Below are 24970 nucleotides of genomic sequence, written 5' to 3'. Positions count from 1 at the left end.
TCTTTGCTAACTAGCGCTGGGCAAACCAGCGCGCAATGTCCTCACGCTCTTTTTCACTCATGCCTGTTTTATTCATAAAAGGCATATCTTTGGTTACCGAAGTTCGTCTTACTATTTGCGGCGCATAGCGCTCTATATCTTGCCAGGTATCAAGTATTACCCCCACAGGCGCAACCTTAAAAATATCATCACTCGGGTTTCGCGAGTGGCAGCTCACGCAGTGCGTATTAACTAAAGACTGTATGTGCTCGTTGCTAATCGCTGCGGTTGCTTCAGGCAGGGTATCACTACCCGCATGAGAAGTTGCTTTCTGTGAAACCGTACCGCTTGTTTCATTAAGCGCCGTTTGCTTCATTTCAGCAGAGCCCACTACATTTACAGCAGGGTTAGAACCAGAGCTTTCGGGGGTAACCGCTGCCGCTTGCGGCCACGAAATCCAAAGTGAAATGGCGAGCATAGCGATAGCGCCGGTTACTAATATGCTTGGTTTTGTTTGCCCTTTATGTCGTAGATTAAAGAAGTGTCTAATCCACGCTGCCGCAATCATAATAGCAATAAGTACTAAGTCGTTGTGCTGATGTTGATAGGTCATGGGATAATGGTTGGAGATCATGATAAACAGCAAGGGGAGAGTGAAGTAGTTATTGTGTAATGAACGAAGCTTTGCGCTTGCGCCCCACTGTGGGTCGATGTCTTTTTTTGCTGCTACAGCTGCTACCATTTTACGCTGATTGGGCATGATATTAAGAAACACATTGCCAGCCATAATGGTGCCGATAAGCGCTCCCACATGAATGTAAGCGCCACGACCGCTAAACCATTGGGTAGCGAAGAAGGTGACGATACAAATGAGGGTCACTAGGCAAATACCAAAGGCAACGGGGTAGTTTGCAAGTCGGCTTCGACAGGCGAGTTCATATAGCGCTAATCCGCCAAAGATAAGCCCTAAACCTAAGCCAATAGCGACGCTGGGCGAGATAGCATTTACCCGAGGGTCGATAAGGTAGGCTGAAGCGCCAAAGTAATACACAATAATTAATAGGGCAAAGCCCGAAAGCCACGTCGTGTAAGCTTCCCATTTAAACCAATGTAGCGTAGTAGGCATTTGTTCAGGGCCGTAGGCGTACTTAGCTACTTCGTAAAAGCCGCCTCCGTGTATTGCCCATAAATCTCCTTTAATACCCTTGTCCGCTTTCCATTGTGCAGGGGCGCGAAGGTTATTATCAAGCCAGATAAAATAGAAAGATGCACCAATCCACGCTACGCCAGCGATAACGTGAAACCAACGAACAAATAAACTAAACCAGTCAAGCCAAGGCATGTTGATTCTCCTTTTTATTATAACAACATTGACCGCTGATCCAGGTTTGTTCAATCATGCGGTCATCGCCAAGAATACTGAGAGCAAAAAACACATCTTCAAAAGATGCGTTTTCACCAATACGTAATGAAGTAAGTTCGTCGAAACGCGGCTCGACAATAATAAAGTCTGCTGTAGTGTTGGGATTTAAATTTCCAATTTCGTCATCTAGTTGATGGGCAGCTGCCGCGCCCTGTGTCATCAAATAAAAGCCTTCAAAGGGGCTAATTGGCGCATTGCGAAGTTGACTGACTTTGTAGGCGTCACCGTAGGTCTTAAACATATTAAATGTGGTTCCTGCGCCCACATCGGTGGCTAAGGCAACATGCACATTATTTGTTCTTGCCTGCTCCATATTAAAAAGGCCGCTGCCTAAAAACAGATTTGAGGTAGGGCAAAATGCTAGCGTGGCATTTGCTTCGCCCAATCTTTCCCATTCTTGCTGATTAAGGTGAATGCCGTGCCCAAATACAGAACGCTCCCTTACTAGGTGATGTTTGTCGTAAACGTCCAAATAGCCATTAGCGTTTGGAAAAAGAGAGTTTACCCATGCAATTTCATCGCGGTTTTCTGAAAGGTGAGTTTGTATAAACACATCTTTGTACTGGGTTGCCAACTCGCCAAGAGCCGCTAGCTGCGCATCGCTACTTGTTGGTGCAAACCGCGGAGTTAGAGCATACTTGTTACGTCCGTTATTATGCCACTGGTCAATTAAGTCGGCACTCTCACGCTGTGCGAGTTCTGGCGTATCTTTTAGCTTAGAAGGGCAATTGCGATCCATACAGACTTTACCTGCCACAATCGCCATGTTGATATCGCTGGCTGCGCTGAATAATGCTTGGCAACTAGACGCATGCACGGTAGTAAAAACAAAGCCCGTGGTTGTGCCATTTTTTAACAGCTGATTAATGAAAACCTTGGCAATATTTTTTGCATGCTCTTCATCAGCAAAAGCCATCTCTGCTGGAAAGGTGTAGTTTTCTAGCCAGCTAAGAAGCTGATCGCCGTAATTGGCAATGCTCTGTGTTTGTGGGTAGTGCAAGTGACTGTCTATTAAACCGGGGAATATCCACTTGCCAGAATAGTCACTGACGACGGCCTCTGGATACTTTTGAGCCACAGTGGCGTAGTCACCGATATCGCAAATTACATTGTCTTCTATCACTAATGCACCGTCAGTGAATATTTCAATGCTTTGTTCATAAGCGCTACCCATCGCACTAGACATATCGGGCGCATTATTCGGGTAATGAGCAATACTGGCGCGAAATAGCTGTTTTTGTAGTACAGCAGTCGCTTTGGGAGAAGCTACACTCGTTGGCGGTACAGCCTCTGAAATTGAAGAATTTAACGGCATTGAACCTAGCTGCCCCTGTAACTGCTAAAACCAAATGGCGATATAAGAAGAGGAACGTGGTAATGCCCACCTTGCTCTTCAAGCTCAAAAGTAATGTCGATATGAGGATAAAAGCACTTGCCGTGGTTATCTTTTAAGAACTGCTGACAGTGAAAGCGCAAGGTATAAATGCCAGGCGCAAACCCAGATGCGCTGTTTTCTACCCAGCCATTAAAACGACCGTCATCATTGGTTATACCTTCAACAGTATGACCATTTGGGTGAGTAAGGGTTAATGGTATGCCCTGTGCGGGCTTTCCCAATGTGGTATCGAGCACATGACTTGATAGTGTGTTCATTTTTAATCCTGTTTGTTCTAGCATGGTCACAGTGGCGATATCTAAATAGTGGCGTCAAAAGTGACATCTAAAATATCGTCGAAAAGTGTCCAATTAGCTTGCAAATGAGCTTTTTAATTTTTTTGCTTTAGGCCAGTGTTTCGTCCAGCGCTTTACTGAGTCGCAAAAGGGTGATCTTTAATTGCTCCTCGGCGGCAATTCTAATCTCTTCGTTTGTGTTGTTTGGCAATCGCTTATTAAGCTCACCAAGCATGGTTTCGGCAGATAGTCCGGTAGCGCAAATAATGAAGATAAAGCCGTGTTTATTGAGATACTCAATATTTCCATTTTTTAAATCATGCAGCGTGTCTTCCGAGGCTTTGCTTGCGCCAGATTGTTCGCCCGCGGCGATAGCTTTTGTATTTTCAAATTTTTTGCGAAGTGACTCTACATTGCCAATCATCGGATGAGCTTTGAAAGCAGCTAGCACATCCTCTCTACCGCAAGTAGCCCACGCTTCTTTTGCTTGAATCTTTACCTCATTGATATTTGCATACGGGCGAGCATCTACCATGCTATTCACCCATTTAGTAGAAGCGCAGCATTGTTCAAACCACTTGGCTGCCTTTCCACCTTCCAGACTATTTAGCTCATCAAATGTCATTGGTATCCCTAATCGCGCATTCTGTATTAACTGCTCTGGTGTGTGCGCTATCGGTTTTGCTAATAGCAGCGTGAGTATTTTCTTTGTCAGACTGACAGTGTAACAGCGCAATCAATTGTGCGCTTATGGAAACCGCCACCTCGATAGGTCGCTTTCCGGGGACAGATGAATTGCCAATAGGCGTGTATAACCGCGCCAATGCAGCTTCATCAAATCCACGATGGGACAGCTTAGTGATAAATCGTTTGGCTTTGGTTTGTGACCCAATAAGACCAACAAACGGAAGCGACGGATATTTTAGTGCTTGCTCCGTAATTCGATAATCTAATTGGTGGTCATGGGTTAAAATTACAAGCCATGACCCTGGAGCGAGGTGAGCTACCTCAGTTTCAGGCTCTTGCTCAACGACAATGTCTACATTGGGTGGTAGTTGATTTGCGCTCAAGGCTGATTTTCCGCTCAAGGCTGATTTTCCGCTCAAGGCTGTGTCATCTGCTGCATTGGTCGAGCCAATAGGGAAAAGTGCTTCACGGCTGTCAATCCACGTTATCCTAACGGGCAGTTGTGAGAGTATGGGGATTAGCGCTTTTGCCACGTGTCCGGCACCGAACACGGCAATGTGCTGCTGATAGCTATTGCACACATCAAAAAGCACTTTAACCGCACCGCCGCAGCATTGCCCTAGCTTACTGCTTAGCGGATAACTACGCAGTTCAGTTTGTGGCTCGTTACTTAGCAGAAACTCTCGTGATGTTGCGATAGCATGGTGTTCTAAATGCCCACCACCGATCGTATCGATACTCTCAGAGGCAGTGACTACCATTTTGCTGCCTGTTTCTCGTGGGGCAGAACCTGCAACGCTAACAACAGTTACCAATACATAAGATATATTGTGCTGTTGGCATTGTGCTATTCCTTCGTGCCACGTTTTTGCCCGCCAGGTTAGGTTAATCATTATCCCCCCGACACTTTATTTGAGTTTAAGGCGAGCTCTGCAGCTGTCTTTGAATCTGAGTCTGAATGAGAGCTCGATTCTGAACCATTACTGTCCATCATCTGCTGAGTACTGATGATAGCATTTAACACCTTTTCAGGTGTGGCAGGGGTGTCAAGCTGTGGGTCAATAGTGTAACCAGACAAGCTTGAAATAGCGTCTTTTAGTGCACACCATACAGAAATAGCCAGCATAAACGGCGGTTCTCCTACCGCTTTTGAATGATAAATACTGTCTTCTGCATTCTCTTTGCCATAAAGCTCAACGTTGAAAGTGGCTGGCGTATCGCCGATCGCAGGGATCTTGTACGTGGCCATATTTTCGCTGATAAGCTTTCCACTATCGTTCCATTTCAGATCTTCAGTAGTTAACCATCCCATTCCCTGAATAAACGCACCTTCTATTTGCCCAATATCGATGGCCGGATTAAGGCTTTTTCCTACATCGTGAATAATATCTACCTGATCCACTGTGTATTCGCCTGTTAGGGTATCAATGGATACTTCAGACATTGAGACACCATAGGCAAAATAGAAAAATGGACGGCCTTCGCCGGTTTCTCTGTTGTACGCTAGTTTCGGGGTTTGATAAAAACCCGTAGTCGACAACGACACACGCTCAAAATAGGCAGCTTGAATAAGATCGGAAAACGACATCTTCTCATCACCTATTCCCACGTGACCATCTTCAAACCTCACCTGTTGAGCAAGTTCATCCCGTCCAATACGCTTAGCAAAGCATTCAGCTAGACGCTCTTTAAGAGTAATGCAGGCATTTTGAACGGCTTTTCCGTTGAGATCGGTACCGCTTGATGCTGCGGTAGGTGATGTGTTCGGCACCTTGTCAGTTCGAGTAGAGGTTACTTCAATCATCGATGAATCGATACCGAACTCATTAGCGGCAATTTGGCCTATTTTGGTGTGCAGGCCTTGGCCCATCTCTGTACCACCGTGATTAACTTGCACGCTACCATCGGTGTAAATATGAACGAGTGCACCAGCCTGGTTGAGGTGTTTGGCGGTAAACGAAATACCAAATTTCACTGGTGTTAACGCCAACCCTTTTTTAATAATGGGGCTGTTGCGATTAAACCTTGCGATATTTTCTCTTCGTTGCCAATAGTCGGCTTTTTTCTCTAGCGCCTCAATCATTTCGGGAAGCAGGTTATGCTCTATTTCCATGCCGTAAGGGGTTGTGGTGCCAGTAGACGCACCGTATAGGTTTCTTTTTCGCACTGTGAGTGGGTCTAGCCCAGCATGACGAGCAATTTTATCTATCATTGCTTCTGCCATTATCATGCCCTGCGGGCCGCCAAAACCTCGATAGGCGGTGTGGGAAACCATATTAGTCTGCAGCCGGTGGCCAACAATGTTGCTGTCGCCTAAAAAGTACCCGTTGTCGACATGAAACATCGCTCTATCAACAATAGCGTCAGAAAGATCCGGCGAATGCCCACAGATACCGTTTACTTCCATGCGCGTTGCGGTAATTTTGCCATTCTCGTCAAAAGCCACGTCAAAGGCGTTACTAAACGGGTGGCGCTTACCGGTAACGTGCATGTCCACATTGCGAGGCAGCCTCAATTTTACAGCTCGCTGGTTTCTCTGTGCCAATAGCGCAGCAATACAGGCCCATTGAGCCGCTTGGGTTTCTTTTCCGCCAAATCCACCGCCCATTCTGCGCATATCTACCATGACGCGATGCAATCGTACATCAAGCACTTCAGCAACAAGCTTTTGCACTTCGCTTGGATGCTGACTTGATGTGTAAATATTCATCCGATCTTCTTCACAAGGAACGGCAAGACTCACTTGCCCCTCAAGATACATGTGCTCCTGACCGCCTATGTCTAGGGTACCGCTGACTGAATGTTCAGCATTTTCAATTATTTCATCGGGGTTACCTTGCCCAAATCGCTGTGATGGGCGAACAAAAGCACTGTGTTGATGTGCCTCGCTAGCCTTGAGAATGGCGGTTTCGCCATCTACCGTTACTTGGCCTTTCAGGGCGGCTTGACGAGCTAGCACCACCGACGTTGCTAATACCGCGAATACGGGTTGCCCAAAAAACTTAATCTCACCATCTGCAAGCAGAGGGTCGCCTTTAAAAACTGGCCCAATATCCTTATGACCTGGTACATCGTCTATCGTGACTACGTCAATAACGCCTTCACTGGCACGCACTGCGCTTAGGTCTATTGCCGTAATTTTACCTCTTGCGCATTCACTCAGTCCTACTGCCGCATATAAGGTTCCTTGCGGCTCAGTAATATCATCAACATAATTAGCAGAGCCCTGTACCTGGCGAATGGCGCTCTCATGTTTTTGAGATGTGTGTACACGGCCTGATGATTGCTGCTTTTGTTGGGGAGAATCTATGAGTTTACGCATGGTTCACCACTCGTGTCGTCATTGTTGTGTCTGATTGATTCTCCAGCCAGAATCGGTGCCATAAATTAGCCAATACGGTTTTGCGATACTCAGCCGTGGCGCGAACGTCATCAATAGGCGTAAACGCATTCATAAGCACGGCTTTGCCTAGCTCTACACATGCTTTGTTAGTGAATGCTTTGCCTACCAGGGCGTCGTGTAGTGATTTACAGCTTGCGGGCGTGGCTGCAACGCCACCAAAACCTGCATCAACGTGCTCAATAATACCCTCGTTGATAGTGACGTTAAATACGGCACATACCGCTGAAATATCATCTTCAAATCGTTTGGATATTTTGTATGCAGCGAGGCGTTGATGAGTGTTAAGGAAGGGGATTTCGATAGCAGCAATCCATTCATCAGTTTTTAAAGCGGTCTCTCTATAGCCTACAAAAAACTCTGATACAGGGATGGCTCGTTCTTGTACTCCGTTATCAACCATAATCGTCGCGTTAAGGGCAATAAGCGCTGGCGGCATATCGCCAATGGGAGATGCATTGGCCACATTGCCCCCTAACGTTGCCTGGTTTCTTATTGGCAAAGAGGCGAAGCGAGTGACCAATTCTGCCAGCTGCGGAAAGTGTTCTAACAATGCTGGCGTGATGTCCTTAATTGGATTGGCTGCACCAATAATGAGAGAGTGCGACGTTGTGGTGCACACTTTTAATTCTTCCATATTAGACAGACTAATCAGTGTATCGATATTTTTTAGCTGCTGGGTAAAGGTTAAACTTAAATCTGTGCTGCCAGACACCAACATGGCCGTTGGATTGTCTTTTATCGCCTTTGCCAATGACTTTCTATCTCGAGGCATTATTAAGTTCTTAGTGCCTACAGTGTCATTACCTTCAGTTGATATTGTGCGTAGCATACCTAATGTAGATGCTGTGTTTCGCGAAAATGCATCATCAGCTTGCTGCTCACAGACTGCCAACGTCGCGTCAATAATGGGGCGGTAGCCGGTACAGCGACATAAATTACCGGAAAGGGCATTTAACACATCGTCTCTATTCACAGTACTGGCTGTATGATAAAGCGCAAACATCGACATAATAAAACCAGGTGTACAGAACCCGCATTGGGAGCCGTGATAGTCGACAAGAGCCTGTTGCACAGGATGCAGGGTATTGCCATCGCTGAGATGCTCAACAAAAATAAGTTGTTTTCCATGCACCGCGCTCATCAGCGTTATACAGCTGTTAAGGGTTCTGTAATGAAGCGAAGAAAAGTCAGCATTAGGCTCGGCCACAACCACTGTGCAAGCGCCACAATCTCCTGAAGCACAGCCTTCCTTCGTGCCTGTTTTGTGTTTGTATTCGCGAATAAATTGAAGAAGCGTCAGATCGGCTCTCGCGTCATCTATCTCAACGCTTTCTTGGTTAATGAGGAAGCGAATCATGTGAACACCCTATTATTATTTTCATTATATTTCCCACTAGCTTAATGCTTTTAAAACGCCGACGTGTGAAGCGTGTTTAGAAAAACAGCCTATTTTTAAAATTTGTACAGCGAAGGTCAGACCGCTTTTTATCATGTCCTTTAATATAGCTTTCTTTTTAGCATAAAAGTAGACCATGTGGTCAATTTTTTACTTATAAAAAAAGCCAGATTAGGGTATGTTGACCTAATATTTGGCTATTTTCATACATTAAGTGGCGACTTTTAGCTGCTAAAGACTATATACAGCAAATGTGAGCACACTCTGACAAAGGACTGCAATCCAGATTTCGCTGTTCTCATTCAGATTCGCTGTTCTTATGCAAAAGAGTACAGCAAGATTCGTGCTAGGTTAGAAGAGGCAGCACAAGGATGCGTAAATGATGAATGATGTTTGGTAGGGGCTGGTTGACCAATCGGGTGTGAGGTGCACTGGCTCATATTTACTTAGGGCTAACGTTAATTCATGCTAACGTAGGTCTATTAAAAAACAGTGGTTCACAGTAACATTTATGTCGTTAAGGGCGTTTAAGGTAACAGTAGAGCTTGATGGCGTTTATTGCGCTTGCATAATTTTTTGCAAAGGAAATAAATAACAATGATAAAGGTAAGAGGCTCTGAAGCGGGAGTTGGAGCTGTAAATAGAAGAAAAATACTTCAGGCTGCGGAAAAGTGTTTCGCGCAATTCGGATTCAAAGGCACGGCTGTTCAGAAAATAGCTGATGAAGTGGGGCTACCGAAGACCAATGTTCTTTACTATTTCAAAACTAAACAAGAATTGTATGTAGCGGTGTTAGAAGAAACACTTTCACTATGGAACTCCCATTTCGATAAAGCCACTGTTGATGACGATCCTGCCGATGTACTGGCAGTCTACATTGCAGAAAAAATGGAAGTTTCCCGCCTTCACCCTACGGCCTCTAAGATATTTGCCATGGAAATTATCAACGGTGCTCAAAACCTAAGTGGTTACTTTGATGAAGAGCATGCGAGATGGATGGAAGGGCGAGTAGCACTTATTCACGCTTGGATACATGCTGGAAAGCTTAGAAAGTTGAACCCCGAGTATTTGTTATACAGTATTTGGGCGAGTACGCAGCACTATGCAGACTTTTCAGCGCAGATTACCCGCCTGCGGGGCAAGAAAATGAATAAAGCCGATTTTGAACAAGCAACCAACGAGGTAGTTCATCTGGTGCTTGGCGGTTGCGGTTTAACAGTACCTGAAGGATTTACTCAATAGCATATGACGACGACTAATTATCCACGCGACCTTATTGGCTACGGACAACACGCACCGAAAGCAAACTGGCCTGGAAACGCTAAAATCGCGCTTCAGTTTGTTATCAATTATGAAGAGGGCGGTGAAAACTGTGTTCTTCATGGAGACGAAAAATCAGAAGTGTTTCTTTCTGAAATTATTGGTGCTCAAGCTTATCAAGATCGTCATCTTAGTATGGAATCTCTCTACGAATATGGCAGTAGAGCTGGGTTCTGGCGATTACATCGACTGTTTACTCAGCAAGAAATTCCCGTCACTGTTTTTGGCGTCACTATGGCAATGCAGCGCCATCCAGAAGCGGTAAAGGCAATGCTGGACGCTGGATGGGAGATAGCCAGTCACGGAATGCGCTGGATTCATTATCAGGATATGAATGAGGACCAGGAGCGCAAAGAAATTGATGACGCGATTGTATTACATGAGCAGTTAACAGGTAAAAAGCCCGTTGGTTGGTACACCGGCCGTACCAGCCCCAATACACTTAAATTAATAGCTGAGCGGGACGATATTCTGTATTGTGCGGATTCTTACGCCGATGACCTCCCTTATTTTGACTATCACTACAGTAAACCTTTGTTGATGGTGCCGTATACGTTAGACACTAACGACATGCGCTTTGCATCGCCACAAGGATTTAACAGCGGCGAGCAGTTTTTTACCTATCTTAAAGATGCGTTTGACGTGTTGTGGGAAGAGGGCAGTGATGCCCCAAAAATGCTGTCTATTGGTCTGCACAACCGAATTATTGGGCGTCCAGCAAGACTGGCGGCGTTGAAGCGCTTCATTGAGTATGTAAAATCTCACGATAAAGTATGGATAGCTACTAGAGAAGATATTGCAAAACACTGGCTCAGTGAGCACCCAACTACTGCTGGATAAGCAAGTTCTCTGTGGAATATAAGGTGCTACAAAGCAATACAGTGAGAAAGTTAAAAAAGTGAAGTAAAGTGAAATAGCACCTAACAAAGCGGCGTAAATTAAGCTGGGTTTAATCAGGTTAGCCTAACAGTGACTGGTAGACTTGTTGATAACCCTATTTACGCTATCTTTAATAATAAAGGACACCGTTATGAAACTGAAAACTATCGCAATGATTGTGGGTATTTTCGCGCTCAGCGCCTGCTCTAAGCTATCGAAAGAAAACTACGACAGGTTGGAGATGGGGATGTCGCAAGAAGAAGTAGAGAGCATTATTGGCACTGCTGATAACTGCGGTAAAACCATGGGGACGATGGCATGTACCTGGGGCGATGAAGACTCTAGCGTTATCAAGATTATTTTTATGGCGGATAAAGCGGTTACGTTTAATTACAGCGGCTTGAAGTAAACCATACTTTTCGCCGCTGTTTCTGTTAAGGCTGTTTCAATCGCTCAAGCTGTTTCAATCGCTCAAGCTGTTTCGACCGTTCAAGCTATTTCAAATCTAGCACGTATCTCAATACAAAGATCGCCGCAAGAAAGTAGGTAAGCCAGCTGACCTCTCTGAATTTACCTGTGCCTACTTTTATTCCTACGTAAGTGATAAAACCTAATGCAATTCCCTCGCTAATACTAAACGTGAGGGGCATTGCGATAAGTGCTACCGACGCTGTGGCCAAATCTCCCAAGTCGTCAAAGTCTAGCTGACGTATCGATTCCATCATAAGAATACCCACCATAAGCAATGCTGGAGTAGTTGCCATAAGTGGAATAACTTTCATTAGCGGCGTGAGAAACAGCGATAGCACAAAACACGCCGAAACAACTACAGCAGTAAGGCCCGTACGACCGCCGGCAGACACACCGGTAGCAGACTCCACATAGCTTGTCACCGGCGAAGTACCTACCATGGCGCCAACCACGCTGGCAGATGCATCTGCTGTCATTGCGGGCCCTATTTTAGGCAGCCTTCCATCATCGTTAAGCAGGTTTGCTTTGCGGGATACGCCAATGAGTGTACCTATAGTATCGAACATATTGACAAACATGAGTGCGAAAATGAGATCCCACGTTTGCGCTAGGTGTTCAATGGGGTACCAAAAGTCCATGGCTAAAAAGGTGTTTGAAATGGGTTCGGGCATGCCCACAATGGCCGATGGCGTTTGAGTCAGCGCTCCTGATTCTGTAGGAACAAATGCGCCAATTACAGTTAGTGTAATTATAGAAATCAGTATGCCGCCGGTCACTTTTTTAATCATTAGCACAATGGTAAAAATTATTCCCAACAACGCTAACAACACGGCAGGGTTAGATAAGTCACCCAACTGCACAAAGGTGGCGGGGTTATCAACAATGAGCTCGGCGTTTTTTAAACCGATAAAGGCAATGAAGAGTCCGATGCCGCATTGAACGCCTATTTTAAGCGATGGCGGAATAGACTCTGCAATTTTTGTCCTTACCCCAGTTAACGATAAGATTAAAAACAGAATACCGTTGTAAAACACAATACCGAGTGCTGCTTCCCAAGGAACCTCTCTTCCCAAGCATATAGTAAACGCAAAAAATGCGTTCAACCCCATTCCTGGCGCTAAGGCAATAGGGTAGTTAGTCATCAGTGCCATTAGCAAGGTACCTAAGCACGCTGCTATCGCAGTAACGGTAATGAGCCCTTCAACTGGCATACCGCTTAGGCCTAAAATACCTGGGTTGACGACTAATATATAAGACATTGCGGCGAAGGTTGTAAGGCCAGCAATGACTTCTGTTTTTATGGTTGTGCCATGTTGCTGAAGTTTGAAAAACCGCTCTAGGAGTTGATTGAACATCTAATAATCTCTGTGTGTTGTGTCTGTTGTTATTTTCTTTATTGCTATCACATGCATAAGCAATTAACTGACCAACTAGTCAATGTGTTGGTGCGTTTCGTGCTATGGTCTTCATCCTATTAAAATATGTTCGGTTTTTAATGCCATATCATGTTTAATGGTAGGTTGAGGTAATTTAATTGAACAAAAAGTACACATGTCAGCAGAATAATCGGCCTAAGGTACCGGGGTTTACCCTGTCAAAAACCTGAATTTGTCGGTAATTCCTATGAAGACACAGTCAGATATAAACTATAATGCACTATTATTGTTAGTTTGCATTTATTTGGTGCGTAAAGTGAGGTGCCATGTCATTAATTGAAACAATAAAAAAGATCCCAAAGGCAGAATTACACCTTCATATTGAAGGAAGTTTAACGCCAGAACTCATGTGGAATCTTGCAGCAAAACACAGTGTATCACTTCCCTACAATAGCGTAGAAGAGATAGCAGCGGCGTACAATTTTTCCGATTTACAGAGTTTTCTCGACCTATATTATGCTGGCGCAGGGGTATTAATTGATGAAGATGATTTTTATCAATTGATGTGGGCTTATCTCTCTCGCTGTTACGAAGAAAACATTGTTCATACGGAAATCATGTTCGATCCTCAAACTCACACAGCGCGGGGGATAGAATTTGCAACGTTTATGGCGGGCTTTTTAAGAGCAATTAAAGATGCCGAACAACAGTTTGGTATTTCTAGTTATCTTATCATGTCTTTTCTGCGTCACTTGCCAGAGTCTTCTGCCTTTGACACCCTAGAGCAGGCAAAACCTTACTTTTCCGATATTCACGCTGTGGGTCTTGATAGCTCTGAATTGGGGCACCCTCCTTCAAAATTTGAGCGTGTGTTTAAACAAGCAAAACAACACGGCTTTAAAATTGTGGCCCACGCGGGTGAAGAAGGGCCAGCTTCCTACATTTGGGAAGCCATTGAATTACTGGGTGTAGATAGAATTGACCATGGTGTGAGGTGTCAGGAAGACGCACGGTTAATGAATTATTTAAAAGAAAAGCAAATACCGCTTACGGTCTGTCCTTTAAGTAATCTTAAATTGTGCGTCATTGAGCACATGAAGCAGCACAATATTCTTTCGCTACTCAAAGAAGGACTGCTCGTTACTGTTAACTCAGATGATCCTACTTACTTCGGTGGGTTCTTAAACGACAATTTTATCGCGCTTAGCGAAGCTCTTGATATAGGCGAAGAGGATGTAAAAAAACTGGCAAAAAATAGCTTTACCGCGAGCTTCTTACCCGAAGACAAAAAACGCCAGTTTATTGATGAGATTAATAGCCATTAGTGTGTAGCATACGTGGTGCTATAGGCCTTTTTCCATCAGGGCAATGGTCGCTTTTATTGTCGCATCTAAATTGTCCGCTTCGTTGGCTATTTTGTCTATGGCGTTGTCTTTTGCAAACTGCTCTATATTAGAAGCTTTTTCACGCACAGCATCTGCGCCCACATCGCCTGACAAGCCTTTTAAAGAGTGGCTTTGCATACGAATTTCTTCTAGGTTGTTAGCGGTGATAGCGGCAGTGAGTTGCTGATATTTCAGTTCTACCTGTTCTAAATACATACTAACTATACGATTTAGAAGTGCCTCATTACCGCCCAATCTGGCTATTGCCTCTTTTGCATTCCATAAGTGTGCTTCAGTGTTAGTGCTTGAGTTCATTGCAAAGCCTTTACTGTGATATGTGGTGCTTCAATAAAACGACGATAGCAAAAAAAAGAAATAATTACAGCGGCTTTAAGTCATGTACTGTTGTACAGGCTCACAATATCTAATACGAACCCCGATAAAAAGGCTGTTAAAGTTCAATCCTTTGCATTGCTTGATGAGTGGCTCTGAGTAATTTTCTTTTAGCCACTATAATTGCCGGTCTTGAAATCAAAAGATATCGCTAATGTTATTACATTTAATATATTTAGCGTTGCTCTTTGCTTTTCGGTAGGACTGCGACAGTGTAAGCTGAATGCAGAAAAATTTATTACGTCGGTAGATTAAAGTTGTTATACTTTAGTATAAGCTATTCTTATTTTATGAACCGTTAAAACAGGCCGTTTTGTGACTTATACTCTTTTTTCCACACTCTCATTACAAAGCTACTGCTATTAATGTTATCTAAAATAAAGCCGTTTTCAGATTGCAGAGTCCTTATTGTTGATGATGAAATTACTAGCCGTATTTTATTTGAGTCTATTCTCGAAAGTTTTGTGACGTGCCAAACAGCAAGCAGTGGTCGAGAAGCAATACAACAATGTCGTCAAGAGGTGCCCGACCTAGTTCTACTTGATATGAACATGCCGGATAAAAATGGTTTGGAAGTGTGTCAAGCGCTCAGAGTCTTTCCTGAAACGGCCTCTATTCCTATTATTTTTGTTACCGCAACTATGGACGTGCAGGTTGAAAATGCATGCTGGGAAGTAGGCGCTTCTGATTTTGTGATGAAGCCTGTAAATGCCTCGACCTTGACTCACCGCATTAAAACTCATTTGGAAAACAAAACTCGTACCGAGTTTCTAGAAAGTATGATTTATCACGACCAACTTACGGGCCTCTACAATCGCTCATACTTGGCAAAAGAAATTCCTAAAACGGTTAAGCAGGTGGCAAGAGATAAAGGCAGTGTTGGCGCAATCCTTATTGATATAGACCGCTTTAAACTCTTTAACGATAATTACGGCCACCTAGAGGGAGATATGTGTTTACAACAGGTTGCTTCAATTGTTGAAAATACGGTGAAACGACCTAAAGACGCGGTTATCCGCTTTGGTGGTGAAGAGTTTTTGGTTTTATTGCCCTACGTAGATGAAAACGGAGCCCGTATTGTTGCCGAGCAAATAGTGAGTGCTGTTAACAACGCAAACATTATCCACGAATATGGTATTGATGGAATTGTTACTATCAGTGCTGGGTATGCGACAAAGCCTGCTAGAGACCTCATTGATAGTGGTGTCAATCCTCTCATAAAAAACGCTGATGTGGCGCTTTTTACTGCCAAAGAGAAGGGTAAAAATCAGGCTATCGGTTTTTTTGCTTAGAGCGATGCTATTAATCGTGTAAATCGAATGTGTCTTTTATACATTGCATCATGTAAATCTCTTAATAACCACTTTAACGCACATTGTATTGATTGCAATGTGCAAAATAGCGCCTCAAAAATGTGACTTATATCCTATTGTTTAATATTCACTATTAATAATTATAGGTAATCTAGGTCTTGAATTAACAATCTTTTGGGTCGGCTGAAAACAAAGAAGTCATTTTGGTATTTTCAGCGTTGCAGGCGTGTAAAAATGAGTTTAAAGGTTTACTTGAATGATCTTTCTCGATGAGCAATCCACTCTTAATGTCTTATTAGGGGATCAGTTAAAAACAACGTTTCATTACATCACTAAGCGTGCCGCTAAAACAATGAACATTTTTCAGTGTGCGTTGGTGTGTCTAGATAAAGACACTGTCGAGGTAGTTGCTAGAGCGTCATCTGCACATGCGCCATCGTTTACTGTCATGCCCTCTTTTGCAGGTGGTTTTTCGAGCAGTTGCGTTCTTTCAGTGGATAGTAACTTTCCTACCTCAAGTGATGAGGCTTCTTGTGCGTTCAAAAACTGGGTAAAAATTTACTTTGGTGCCACTACATTCATTCGAGGAAAAACCCACGCATTAGATGAAAAATGTATTTTTCTTGTTGCCGTAAACGTTGACCCTAAACGAAAAGATGATGTTGATAAACTTTCTTTATTGGATGAATGGCTGAGCACGGAGCTATCTAAATTTGCTATAGAAAAAGCAGAACATCAGCAAGATACCCTATATGAGAAGTTACAAAGCGTCGCCAATATCGGTACGTGGGAGGTCGAGTTCGCGAGTGATACGCTCACTTGGTCTTCACAGACTAAGAAAATTCACGAAGTTGATGATGATTTCGAACCCTCACTAGCGACTGCCATTGAGTTCTATAAAGAAGGCTTTGATAGGGACGAGATTTCTCGCATTGTGGCCCATACCGCAGAAACAGGCGAGCCATGGAGCTCTACTCTGAGGCTGGTTACCGCAAAAGGAAACACTGTGTGGATTGAAACTCACGGTATGGCCGAAATAAAAAATGGTGAGTGCTTGCGGCTATTTGGCACCTGTCAGAATGTCAATAAAGCGGTGGAGCTGCGTATAGCACTGGATCAAAAGCGTAAAGAAGCCGAGGAGATTGCGGCGGAGAAGGGCGCACTGCTCTCTAGAGTCAGCCACGAATTGAAGACTCCATTAAATGGCATCGTTGGTATGCTAGAGGCAATAAAGCATGAGCAGAATGATGGTCGTCGAGAAAAAAAAGCAGACTTTGCTTTACGCAGTGCACATCGATTAGGTAGCTTAATTAACGATGTTGTAGATTACACCACCATCATCAAACAAGATTTTGAGCTTGAAACAGCGCCATTTTGTCTCCAAGCACTTCTTGAAGAGGTTTCAAGCATTATTAAGATACGTTGTGACGCTCTGGGTTTGGGTTTTACTAGGTCTTTTGAATTTGGGGTAGATCCTTATGTAGTTGGAGATGCTGCACGCGTTGCTCAAACTTTTAAAAATGTTTCCTTATTTCTCATTAAACGTCCACAGCTTGAGGCTCTTAATATTCACGTAGCCTTATTGCATAAAAAAGATAACGCCGTTTTTCATGCGTCTGTTGAGGGGGCAGGAGTTGTCATAAGTGAAGTCGCGATGCGAGAGCTTTTGAAGCCTCTCAAGAACGCTCCTCAGGAGACTTCAGAATCTCATAATGATAACGGTTTAGCATTATCAGCAGCTAAACAACTGGTAAGCAAAATGAACGGCGAACTTACCGTGAGTTCAAACGAGCAGCGAGGTACCTGCTTCGATATAGTCATGCCTGTTGAAATAATGAAAAATAGCCAGGACAATATTGGTTCAGACGTTGTGTTTTCATCAGAGTTGTTAAGCACGAAGATCACTGTGCTCATTGTTGACGATAACGACATTAACAGACTTGTGTTGTCATCCATGTTTGAAGATTTTAGCTTTGTTGTAGATACTGCCGAAAATGGGCAAATTGCGCTTGAGAAGGCTAGAGATAAGCAGTACGACCTCATATTGATGGATTTAGCTATGCCTGTGCTTGACGGCTTTGATGCTAGCAAAGCGATCCTTGCTGAAAAGCTGTTGTCTGAAGTTGGTCGTATCGTCGCGGTAACCGCCCACACCGCACCTGATGATAAAAAAGCGTGCTTCGAGGCGGGTATGCAGGGTTTCTTGTCAAAGCCAGTGATTAAAAGCGAGTTGCTATCTCATGTCAAGCAGACGCTAATTAGCAAATCGACTTTTGCCTAAATGGTGTTTATGCGGTTATTAGCTCAGAGCCTGCAGCCTTTACGCTAATAGCCGCGACCGTTTTCTAACCCTTCATTCCACTTGCGAACAAATTCATCTGACCACGCATCCCAGCCGATAGTTGTCAGTGTCCAAATGGTAACGCCAAGAATGATCACATTGAGCACTAAACCAATAATGGCGATGATTTTTGCTTTGTTAACTTTACCAATGTTGTCGTATTCATTGGGGGCTTGCGCATAAAGCCGTTGAGACTTTATCGATAGGATCAAGGCAGCAAGTGCCAACACCACAGTGAAACCACCGAAAATAAAAAGAAAACAGCTGAGCATGGCAAGCCAATAGGTAAGGCCGCTATAGGGTAATTTGTTCATTTAGTGTTTCAATCATTATTATTGTTTTTCCCTGATGGTTTATTTTTAATCGATTGATAGGGCGGTGTAAAGCTAAAAGTAGCCGAACTGCTGCTTTCTTCTAGTAGTAGCATTACCGCAGGCTACTGCTTACTGCCTATCAAGCGATGGCGGTACAGTCTTCACTTCATCCCAATGGGCAAGAATATAGTCGCTGAATTGGCTTCCCACTAAATAGGCAGATTCAATGGCACTTCTCATTGCCGCATACCCATCGCCTGAGCTTTCTTTTTCTAGATTTTCTGCGGCGGTAAGCCCTGGTGGTTGCATAGTAAAGTTGCTCGCCGTACGCAATATGACTAAGCGGTTTTTGTCTACCAGACCTGCGTTGTGTAAATAGCTCATACTTTGCAGTGTTGCCGAGTCTTCCATGCCTGACGTCATAAAGTTGCCCTTAGAACGAGTCCAGTAAGCAACCCAGTCATTAGCCCAGGTATTTAGCTTTTTGCCATGCCAAAACGTAGATGCTGATAGGTGAGAGCCATAGGTAACAACAGGTTGTTGCAGCGCGTTGGGAAACCCTTGGTATTTAGAGCGCAATGCATCCATGGCAGGGGTATTAGGTAACTCGGTATTTTTAGTAAGAGAATATGCCCACTTTGCTAAACTTTCGTTGAGCTGATAAACCTCGCCATTTGGGCTGTCTTCAACATTAACACTTTCGGCATTTGCGTATGGTGCGTGGGTGAATAGAGGAAAGTAACCCGTGTTCCAGCTATCCGGAATTTCCCGCGCATCAATGTGATGAGCAAGGTCGCCGTCTACCACATAGTCAGTCCAAACGGCACTGCCAATGGTGCTATCAAATGGGTCGATACCGGCAATGCCCGCCACTATCCAATACGCTTGTGATAAGTCAAAACGCTGGTCTAACCCTAACGCCATAATGGCAGCAGACGCTCTGGCAATACCCATTCCTGTTACCATACCAATAATGCCTTTTTGTTCATTTGCGAACACATCATGATGAGCATGGGGCATAGGGTAAATTGTATCTAATGACTCTCGTTCACGCCAAAGCTGGAACTCTCCCGGAGCGTCACCCGTGTCCTCGCCAATTTCAAACATGCTTACAACGACCACTTTTACCTTCAACTTCGTTTGTTCATGAGCCGAAGCTGCTTTGTCACTCGATAGTGACAACGATAAAGAATTAGCTTGGGGGTTTGTGTCCTGTGCCAATGATGAAAAACTCATTGCGCTTAAGATGCTCACAGCGCTCAAAATTGTTAAAGCGCTTAATGACAAAGTGGGTCGCAATAGGGATAAAACGCGTAAATACATAAATAAATGTCTCTAATAAAAAAGGTAAACCCAGCGAACTGGATTTACCTTTACTTATCGCTTAAATAACAGGATTAAAATTTATAAGCGAAAGTAGCGTTCCAGTGACGTGGTAACTCAGGCAATACAATTTGACTACCAAACAAATCCGGGAAGTTAGCACGGAAATAACGTTCATCGGTTAAGTTCTTAACCGTCACATTCACTGTCCAATCTTCGGCTTCATAAGACAGACCAGCATTCACTAAGGTGTAAGCAGGAAGTGTAACGGCAGCAGAAAAGCCAGAGGCAACCTCTTCTACATCAACAACACTTACATTGGCTGCGTATCCATTTTGAAAATCGTATGTGGCCGTCAGGGTATAAATATTTTCAGGAATACCCGCCTTACGACCGTCTGAATTGGCAAAACCTTCACCAATAAGGTTAAGCCCAATAACATTTCCGCCAAACACGAGAGACGGATCCGTAAGGTTGACCAAATCTTCAGCGCCCAAGAAACCAAACTGATTGCCGTTACTTAATGCAGTAAGGTTAATTACTTCAATGTTAGTGTAGCCTGCTGAAACCACAAGGTTTTCGTTAACCACCCAGCGAAGCTCAAACTCAATACCTTCGTTATTAGTCGTGTTGTTGGTGACAACATTTTGCGTGTTGAAATCGGTACGCTCTTGCTCAAAGGCCGATAGGGCAAAGTAAAGGGTGTCGTCTAATAGCGAGCCTTTAACACCGTACTCAATAAGTTCTGAAGTATCAAAAGCACCGCTAGAACCGGGTTGGTTTAACTGGCCTACACCAATTTCTGCACCTTGACCGGCAACAAGCGTTGCCTGTTCGGCAGCGGTGAAGTAGGGAATAAGGCCAAAATCGAACTCGTAGGAAATACTGGCATTCCAAGACCAACCGTCTACAGTTTCTTCTGCGTAAACCGGCGTCTCATCACCCGTAGCAAAAAGTAATAAATCGCTGCGAGAAGTACTTTCAATGTCTATGGTGTCGTAACGTAAACCTAAAACGAGGTTAAGCCCCCAATCCCACGTTAAATCGGTCATTGCAGCGATGCCTAAATCTAGGTAGTTACCTACATCGTAGTTATCGTAATTTTTACCAGAGCGAGTTGACAATAAGCGGCGATCTAAAGGCGATGACGCCATAGTGAGGTCGCGGCGGTTAAAGTACTCAAACGTAAAGTCATCACCGTGTTCAAAGTCGGTGTAGCGTATAGATGGCGAGAATTGGAACTGCGCGAGTAAACTGTCTTTTTCATATTCGGTAGCGAAAATGAGCTTATCTTCTACTACCCAGCTTTCGTGAAACTGAGAAAATCCATAGGCGTTTTCATTGATGTTATCGTAATAATCGTAGAAAAGCTGGTTGCGAATTTCCCACTCATCAGCGTAAAAAATGGTATCAAAATAAAGGGTAATAGCTTCGTTACCGAGCTGATCATCAGGTGCAACAAGCACTTGGTTACCGCTTAATGTTGTTGTACCCACATTTTGAAGCTTCATCAAGTCGGTTGCTTCATCGTCGGTAAATGCTGCGCCAGGCACGTAGAAAAAGCTATTGCCCGCAATGTTAACAGCACCATATTCTTCATGGCTTATTTGTCCGTCACCATCGGTATCTAATGGCAATGCTGTACCGGAAATGTAGGTTCCGTCGTCAACGAGGTCTTGAGTTAAACGGTTCCAACCAGCCACCTGGTTACCGTCAAAGTCATGATACATTCCACCAAACTCAAAGCGCAGATTATCGGTAATATCGATATTGAACGAGGCTTGTAAAATGGTTTGGTCGGTTTGTGTATTGTCGTAGTAGCTATCTGAGTTTTCTACTTCGCCGTAAAGATAGTAACCCATTTCTTTACCACCCACCTCAGCAGGGCCGCCCACTTCAGCGGTAAGAATACTTTTATCCCATGAACCTGCGGTGTAAGAAAGTCTACCTGTAGGAGAATCTAAGTATTGGCCGGACGATGCGCGAGCAGATTTAGGGTTAAAGTTAAGGTAACCCCCAATTTTGGATGGGCCGTAAATGGGAGAAGCGGGGCCACGTACTATATCTATTCGGCTAGATGCACCAATAGGGGTAGGGTAGTTGCCTGGGTTATCAAGACGCTTTACTCCTCTAAAATAGTTTTCACCTGGTGTTCCTCGAACATCCAAAGAGCCTGCCACACCAAAGAAAGATTGTGTAAATGTACCCGGTGCAAAGGCAACCAGTTCGTCTATATCCGTGACGTTAAATCGTTCCATTTGCTCTTGTGAAATGGTTGAAGCAGAGCGAGGGGTCTCCAAGATAGACTTTCCGAACCCAAAAACAGATTCAACGTCTTGCCCTGGTAAGCTGCCCAGCGAGCCTGTGACTTCAATTTTTTCAACATCAGCTTCTTTAGGCGTTTCCTCTTGCGCAATCGCACTGGTAGATATTGATGCCATAGCACCAATACCTACAATGAGAGCCCGAGATAGGGGGGATAGAGCGAACGTAGTGTGTTTCATGGCTTCCTCTTTTTATTTTATTTAGCTCTTTTGTGGCGCTTTTTAACGCTGTTCTTGCTTGCTGCACAACTTGATGCATAAAAACTAAAGAGCAGAATAAGTGCCAACTTCCTGTCCACTTAGTCTGCATTTTTGAAATGTTTAACGTGTTGATAAGTGTGGGGTTATTTTCTATTCTCGATAAATATAATGTTATATTTATATAACGCTTTTTCTATATGATATCGAACGCACCATTAATGGGAATTTTGCCCGCTATTTGCACCAATAAGTGCGGCCCGATTTTCACGTGCAATTGGCTGATTTTCATCGCTCTTTGAAAGATCACCACGCATTAGTACAGATGAATCTGCATCAGTCATTTTGGGCAGGGTTAAATCTAAGGCTATTGCGGTTAATCCCGCAGAGGTGACAGGAGAGGACAGTACGTTTTTAAGCCACACGGGCAATTGGGATAGCGCTTCGGGAACCATCATCACGCCAATAGCCATACCAAGTGCGCAAGCGGTTACCAAACTGCTTCGTCTATCTAACGCGTGACTGGCTAATAGCTTAAGCCCGCCAACCGCAACCATGGCAAACATAACCAGTGTTGCTCCTCCTAACACAGGCTTTGGAATGGCTTGAAGTATGCCGCCAACAACAGGAAAAAACCCTACAGCAACAAACAGACCAGCCACATAAAACCCTACCTTTCTGCTGGCGATCCCGGTTAGTTGAATAACCCCATTATTTTGACCAAATGTAGTATTTGGGAATGTGTTAAATGCGCCTGCTAGCAATGAGTTTATGCCGTCTCCGAGTATCCCTCCCTTAATTCGAGAAAGATAAAGCGGTCCACTAGTCGGTTGCTTACAAAAAAGACTATTGGCAGTGAGATCGCCCGCGGTTTCGATAGCACTAAAGAGATAAATGAGTGCGATTGGCAAAAATAGTGAAATGTCGAAGTCGATACCAAATGCGAAGGGTTGTGGAATCGCGATAACCGGCAGAACCGATAAATGTTGAAGGTTTATGCCGCCGGTAAACGCAACATAGATAGTGCCCAAAAACATACCAATAAAAATAGCTGACAATCTAAGCCAATGATTAGACGAGGCGTTTAAAAAAACAATAACAAGTAAAACGGCAACACCAATTCCCAAATTTGATACATCAGCAAACCCTTCTGCATTAAAACCACCTGCCAAGTCTGTCATACCCACGTTGATTAATGACAACCCAATTGCCGTTATGACAATACCCGTGGTGAGTGGCGTAATAATGCGCTTTAACTGGGCAATGAATAGGCTAAATACAATTTCAACCACAGCACCGGCCATGGTAAGTCCGAACAAAAGGGCAAGAATATCCTCAGGCGAGCCGCCATTGTTTTTCACTTGATTGCCAGCAAGTAACAGGGCGCTGATAAATGCAAAACTAGTTCCCTGAATAGCCACGAGACCGCTGCCAATAGGGCCAATTCGTTTGGTTTGAACCGCCGTACCAATACCACTTACAAACAAAGCCATACTAATGAGATAGGGAGTGTAATCTGCTAACTCTAATGTTGAAGCGATAATAAGCGTAGGTGTAATTACGCCTACAAAGCTGGCTAACATATGTTGAAAGGCAGCGATAAGTGACGTGAGTGCACTAGGCTTGTCGTGAAGATTAAAAAGTAGATCGCTATTGTGCATTATATTTCCAAATGAATCGTGCTTTGTACTCGCGCTTCGCACTTAAGAATGATCAGCAAAAGTGAGCAACAAAAAGTAAGCAGAATAAAAAGTAAATAAAGCAATTAGCTGACCAGTTGGTCATTGTTGTTCTCGAATTTGGTTTTATTTAAGTGGCTGAAAAATATATATAAAAATAAGATGTGAGAAGAGTTTTGAAAACAGGGAGTGAATCGTGCACTTTAGATGTGCAATTGAGTGGTAATAGTGCAAAAAAAAATGACCTTAAGGTCATTTTAAAAATATCTGTATTAGGTTTAATTTCTTAAAACGTAGTGTCATCGTCTAGGGTGACAAAGATAGAATGCCGTACTTCATTGAATAACGCTTTTGAGCAATGCCCTTGGCCTTCGGTATCTTCAAGAAGCAAGACATCACCTGCACCTAACACTTTACTCTCGCCATTTGAAACGGTGAATTCAGCGCGACCTTTAATAATGAACAAAAGTTGTCGGGCTGGGGCAGGGTGCCACTTAAAATCATAGTCGGCAGGTGTTTCTCGAAATATAATTTTATCGACACCAAATTTTTCAGAAAGCAGCCCAATGGGGCCGCCGTCTTTTAAATCGATATGGGCTTCACCAAAGTGGCTTTTCCCCTCATCATCGTTATAAATTCTGCTTATTTTCATTCTTGTTATCCTCTATCCTTTAAGGTGTAGCCGCGCCCTATAAGGCGTTAGACATACTGAAGGTTCTCAATGCTTTTAAACAACACCGATAAACTAGCCTCTACGTCACTTTCCTTTATCGATTCGCCAGGGTGATGGCTAATGCCGCCTTTACAGCGCGTGAACAGCATAGCCACTGGGCAAATATCAGCCATTGCCATGGCGTCATGACCTGCCCCTGAGGCCAAAATTCTAGGCTTAATGTCGCTTAGCTCTACACCTCGCACGAGCGCTTGTTTTAAATCTTCATCGCACTGAACGGCGGGAGCACTATGGGTTTGATAATCATTGAGCCTCCTCCCTATCAGCATAAACTAAGTTTATCCTAATAGGCGACCAAACCAAGGGAGAAAACTCAATGAACTTTTATACTAATACACATCCGTACTATTGTGGAATCGATC

At 43.9% G+C, this 24970-nt stretch carries 21 protein-coding genes; 6 read left to right on the top strand and 15 right to left on the bottom strand.

Going from position 1 to position 24970, the window contains the following annotated elements; all coding sequences use genetic code 11:
- Nucleotides 1-10 precede the first annotated feature (10 nt).
- From O9X84_RS14165 to xdhA, 7 genes are all read right to left on the bottom strand, one after another.
- Nucleotides 11-1321, bottom strand: coding sequence for a urate hydroxylase PuuD (locus O9X84_RS14165; RefSeq protein WP_269520363.1), 1311 nt, complete (start codon nucleotides 1319-1321; stop codon nucleotides 11-13).
- Nucleotides 1308-2717, bottom strand: a complete 1410-nt coding sequence (guaD, locus tag O9X84_RS14160) for a guanine deaminase (protein ID WP_269520362.1) — start codon at nucleotides 2715-2717, stop codon at nucleotides 1308-1310. Before guaD ends, O9X84_RS14165 begins: the two co-directional genes overlap by 14 nt.
- A gap of 5 nt (nucleotides 2718-2722) precedes the next feature.
- Nucleotides 2723-3055, bottom strand: a complete 333-nt coding sequence (gene uraH / locus O9X84_RS14155) for a hydroxyisourate hydrolase (RefSeq protein ID WP_269520361.1) — start codon at nucleotides 3053-3055, stop codon at nucleotides 2723-2725.
- 127 nt (nucleotides 3056-3182) lie between these two features.
- A complete protein-coding gene (uraD, locus tag O9X84_RS14150) occupies nucleotides 3183-3698 on the bottom strand; it encodes a 2-oxo-4-hydroxy-4-carboxy-5-ureidoimidazoline decarboxylase (RefSeq protein WP_269520360.1) in 516 nt (171 codons plus the stop codon).
- Nucleotides 3688-4653 carry a xanthine dehydrogenase accessory protein XdhC gene (gene xdhC / locus O9X84_RS14145; protein WP_269520359.1) on the bottom strand — a complete coding sequence of 322 codons (966 nt, stop codon included), beginning with the start codon at nucleotides 4651-4653 and terminating at the stop codon, nucleotides 3688-3690. Before xdhC ends, uraD begins: the two co-directional genes overlap by 11 nt.
- Complete coding sequence (gene xdhB / locus O9X84_RS14140) at nucleotides 4653-7082, bottom strand: xanthine dehydrogenase molybdopterin binding subunit (RefSeq protein ID WP_269520358.1); 2430 nt, start codon at nucleotides 7080-7082, stop codon at nucleotides 4653-4655. Before xdhB ends, xdhC begins: the two co-directional genes overlap by 1 nt.
- Nucleotides 7075-8520, bottom strand: a complete 1446-nt coding sequence (gene xdhA / locus O9X84_RS14135; RefSeq protein ID WP_269520357.1) for a xanthine dehydrogenase small subunit — start codon at nucleotides 8518-8520, stop codon at nucleotides 7075-7077. Before xdhA ends, xdhB begins: the two co-directional genes overlap by 8 nt.
- A 636-nt stretch (nucleotides 8521-9156) precedes the next feature.
- On the opposite strand from xdhA, the gene O9X84_RS14130 reads away from it, so the two are divergent.
- The 3 genes from O9X84_RS14130 to O9X84_RS14120 all read left to right on the top strand — a co-directional run bounded on the left by O9X84_RS14130 (nucleotide 9157) and on the right by O9X84_RS14120 (nucleotide 11167).
- Nucleotides 9157-9801: a TetR/AcrR family transcriptional regulator gene (locus O9X84_RS14130; RefSeq protein ID WP_269520356.1), complete on the top strand. Its 645-nt coding sequence runs from the start codon at nucleotides 9157-9159 to the stop codon at nucleotides 9799-9801.
- Between the two features lie 3 nt (nucleotides 9802-9804).
- Nucleotides 9805-10719: an allantoinase PuuE gene (gene puuE / locus O9X84_RS14125; protein ID WP_269520355.1), complete on the top strand. Its 915-nt coding sequence runs from the start codon at nucleotides 9805-9807 to the stop codon at nucleotides 10717-10719.
- A 190-nt stretch (nucleotides 10720-10909) separates the two neighbouring features.
- On the top strand, nucleotides 10910-11167 hold the full coding sequence (locus tag O9X84_RS14120; protein WP_269520354.1) for a DUF3862 domain-containing protein: 258 nt from the start codon (nucleotides 10910-10912) through the stop codon (nucleotides 11165-11167).
- Nucleotides 11168-11252: 85 nt separating this feature from the next.
- Here O9X84_RS14120 and O9X84_RS14115 read toward each other — a convergent pair whose 3' ends face one another.
- On the bottom strand, nucleotides 11253-12584 hold the full coding sequence (locus tag O9X84_RS14115) for an NCS2 family permease (RefSeq protein ID WP_269520353.1): 1332 nt from the start codon (nucleotides 12582-12584) through the stop codon (nucleotides 11253-11255).
- Nucleotides 12585-12931: 347 nt separating this feature from the next.
- On the opposite strand from O9X84_RS14115, the gene O9X84_RS14110 reads away from it, so the two are divergent.
- Nucleotides 12932-13930: an adenosine deaminase gene (locus tag O9X84_RS14110; protein ID WP_269520352.1), complete on the top strand. Its 999-nt coding sequence runs from the start codon at nucleotides 12932-12934 to the stop codon at nucleotides 13928-13930.
- An 18-nt stretch (nucleotides 13931-13948) separates the two neighbouring features.
- Here O9X84_RS14110 and O9X84_RS14105 read toward each other — a convergent pair whose 3' ends face one another.
- Nucleotides 13949-14305: an Hpt domain-containing protein gene (locus O9X84_RS14105; protein ID WP_269520351.1), complete on the bottom strand. Its 357-nt coding sequence runs from the start codon at nucleotides 14303-14305 to the stop codon at nucleotides 13949-13951.
- A gap of 443 nt (nucleotides 14306-14748) precedes the next feature.
- Between O9X84_RS14105 and O9X84_RS14100 the strand changes: the two genes are divergently transcribed.
- Together O9X84_RS14100 and O9X84_RS14095 are read left to right on the top strand one after the other, a co-directional pair.
- Entirely contained in the window at nucleotides 14749-15675 is a 927-nt protein-coding gene (locus O9X84_RS14100; RefSeq protein WP_269520350.1) for a GGDEF domain-containing response regulator, read from the top strand.
- Nucleotides 15676-15952: 277 nt separating this feature from the next.
- Entirely contained in the window at nucleotides 15953-17977 is a 2025-nt protein-coding gene (locus tag O9X84_RS14095) for a response regulator (RefSeq protein ID WP_269520349.1), read from the top strand.
- A 44-nt stretch (nucleotides 17978-18021) separates the two neighbouring features.
- On the opposite strand, the gene O9X84_RS14090 is transcribed toward O9X84_RS14095, so the two are convergent.
- From O9X84_RS14090 to O9X84_RS14065, 6 genes are all read right to left on the bottom strand, one after another.
- Nucleotides 18022-18351 (bottom strand): CCC motif membrane protein, encoded by a 330-nt coding sequence (locus tag O9X84_RS14090; protein WP_269520348.1) that lies wholly within the window; start codon nucleotides 18349-18351, stop codon nucleotides 18022-18024.
- Nucleotides 18352-18480: 129 nt separating this feature from the next.
- On the bottom strand, nucleotides 18481-19587 hold the full coding sequence (locus O9X84_RS14085; RefSeq protein WP_269520347.1) for a purine nucleoside permease: 1107 nt from the start codon (nucleotides 19585-19587) through the stop codon (nucleotides 18481-18483).
- A 161-nt stretch (nucleotides 19588-19748) separates the two neighbouring features.
- Nucleotides 19749-22178, bottom strand: a complete 2430-nt coding sequence (locus tag O9X84_RS14080) for a TonB-dependent siderophore receptor (RefSeq protein ID WP_269520346.1) — start codon at nucleotides 22176-22178, stop codon at nucleotides 19749-19751.
- A gap of 236 nt (nucleotides 22179-22414) precedes the next feature.
- Entirely contained in the window at nucleotides 22415-23857 is a 1443-nt protein-coding gene (locus tag O9X84_RS14075) for a uracil-xanthine permease family protein (protein ID WP_269520345.1), read from the bottom strand.
- A 304-nt stretch (nucleotides 23858-24161) separates the two neighbouring features.
- Nucleotides 24162-24527 (bottom strand): hypothetical protein, encoded by a 366-nt coding sequence (locus O9X84_RS14070; protein ID WP_269520344.1) that lies wholly within the window; start codon nucleotides 24525-24527, stop codon nucleotides 24162-24164.
- A gap of 47 nt (nucleotides 24528-24574) precedes the next feature.
- Entirely contained in the window at nucleotides 24575-24877 is a 303-nt protein-coding gene (locus O9X84_RS14065; RefSeq protein WP_269520343.1) for a M20/M25/M40 family metallo-hydrolase, read from the bottom strand.
- Nucleotides 24878-24970 lie beyond the last annotated feature (93 nt).

Origin of the sequence: Alteromonas sp. BMJM2, from assembly GCF_027257845.1 — a bacterium.
GTDB lineage: Bacteria > Pseudomonadota > Gammaproteobacteria > Enterobacterales > Alteromonadaceae > Alteromonas.
This window is presented reverse-complemented; position numbering and strand designations above follow the sequence as displayed.

Coding starts and splice junctions, on each gene's coding strand:
- O9X84_RS14100 (WP_269520350.1), top strand. CDS start 14,749: ATGTTATCTAAAATAAAGCCGTTTTCAGATTGCAGAGTCCTTATTGTT.
- O9X84_RS14085 (WP_269520347.1), bottom strand. CDS start 19,587: ATGAGTTTTTCATCATTGGCACAGGACACAAACCCCCAAGCTAATTCT.
- puuE (WP_269520355.1), top strand. CDS start 9,805: ATGACGACGACTAATTATCCACGCGACCTTATTGGCTACGGACAACAC.
- uraH (WP_269520361.1), bottom strand. CDS start 3,055: ATGAACACACTATCAAGTCATGTGCTCGATACCACATTGGGAAAGCCC.
- xdhB (WP_269520358.1), bottom strand. CDS start 7,082: ATGCGTAAACTCATAGATTCTCCCCAACAAAAGCAGCAATCATCAGGC.
- guaD (WP_269520362.1), bottom strand. CDS start 2,717: ATGCCGTTAAATTCTTCAATTTCAGAGGCTGTACCGCCAACGAGTGTA.
- O9X84_RS14075 (WP_269520345.1), bottom strand. CDS start 23,857: ATGCACAATAGCGATCTACTTTTTAATCTTCACGACAAGCCTAGTGCA.
- xdhA (WP_269520357.1), bottom strand. CDS start 8,520: ATGATTCGCTTCCTCATTAACCAAGAAAGCGTTGAGATAGATGACGCG.
- O9X84_RS14115 (WP_269520353.1), bottom strand. CDS start 12,584: ATGTTCAATCAACTCCTAGAGCGGTTTTTCAAACTTCAGCAACATGGC.
- xdhC (WP_269520359.1), bottom strand. CDS start 4,653: ATGATTAACCTAACCTGGCGGGCAAAAACGTGGCACGAAGGAATAGCA.
- O9X84_RS14080 (WP_269520346.1), bottom strand. CDS start 22,178: ATGAAACACACTACGTTCGCTCTATCCCCCCTATCTCGGGCTCTCATT.
- uraD (WP_269520360.1), bottom strand. CDS start 3,698: ATGACATTTGATGAGCTAAATAGTCTGGAAGGTGGAAAGGCAGCCAAG.
- O9X84_RS14095 (WP_269520349.1), top strand. CDS start 15,953: ATGATCTTTCTCGATGAGCAATCCACTCTTAATGTCTTATTAGGGGAT.
- O9X84_RS14110 (WP_269520352.1), top strand. CDS start 12,932: ATGTCATTAATTGAAACAATAAAAAAGATCCCAAAGGCAGAATTACAC.
- O9X84_RS14065 (WP_269520343.1), bottom strand. CDS start 24,877: ATGCTGATAGGGAGGAGGCTCAATGATTATCAAACCCATAGTGCTCCC.
- O9X84_RS14105 (WP_269520351.1), bottom strand. CDS start 14,305: ATGAACTCAAGCACTAACACTGAAGCACACTTATGGAATGCAAAAGAG.
- O9X84_RS14120 (WP_269520354.1), top strand. CDS start 10,910: ATGAAACTGAAAACTATCGCAATGATTGTGGGTATTTTCGCGCTCAGC.
- O9X84_RS14165 (WP_269520363.1), bottom strand. CDS start 1,321: ATGCCTTGGCTTGACTGGTTTAGTTTATTTGTTCGTTGGTTTCACGTT.
- O9X84_RS14090 (WP_269520348.1), bottom strand. CDS start 18,351: ATGAACAAATTACCCTATAGCGGCCTTACCTATTGGCTTGCCATGCTC.
- O9X84_RS14130 (WP_269520356.1), top strand. CDS start 9,157: ATGATAAAGGTAAGAGGCTCTGAAGCGGGAGTTGGAGCTGTAAATAGA.
- O9X84_RS14070 (WP_269520344.1), bottom strand. CDS start 24,527: ATGAAAATAAGCAGAATTTATAACGATGATGAGGGGAAAAGCCACTTT.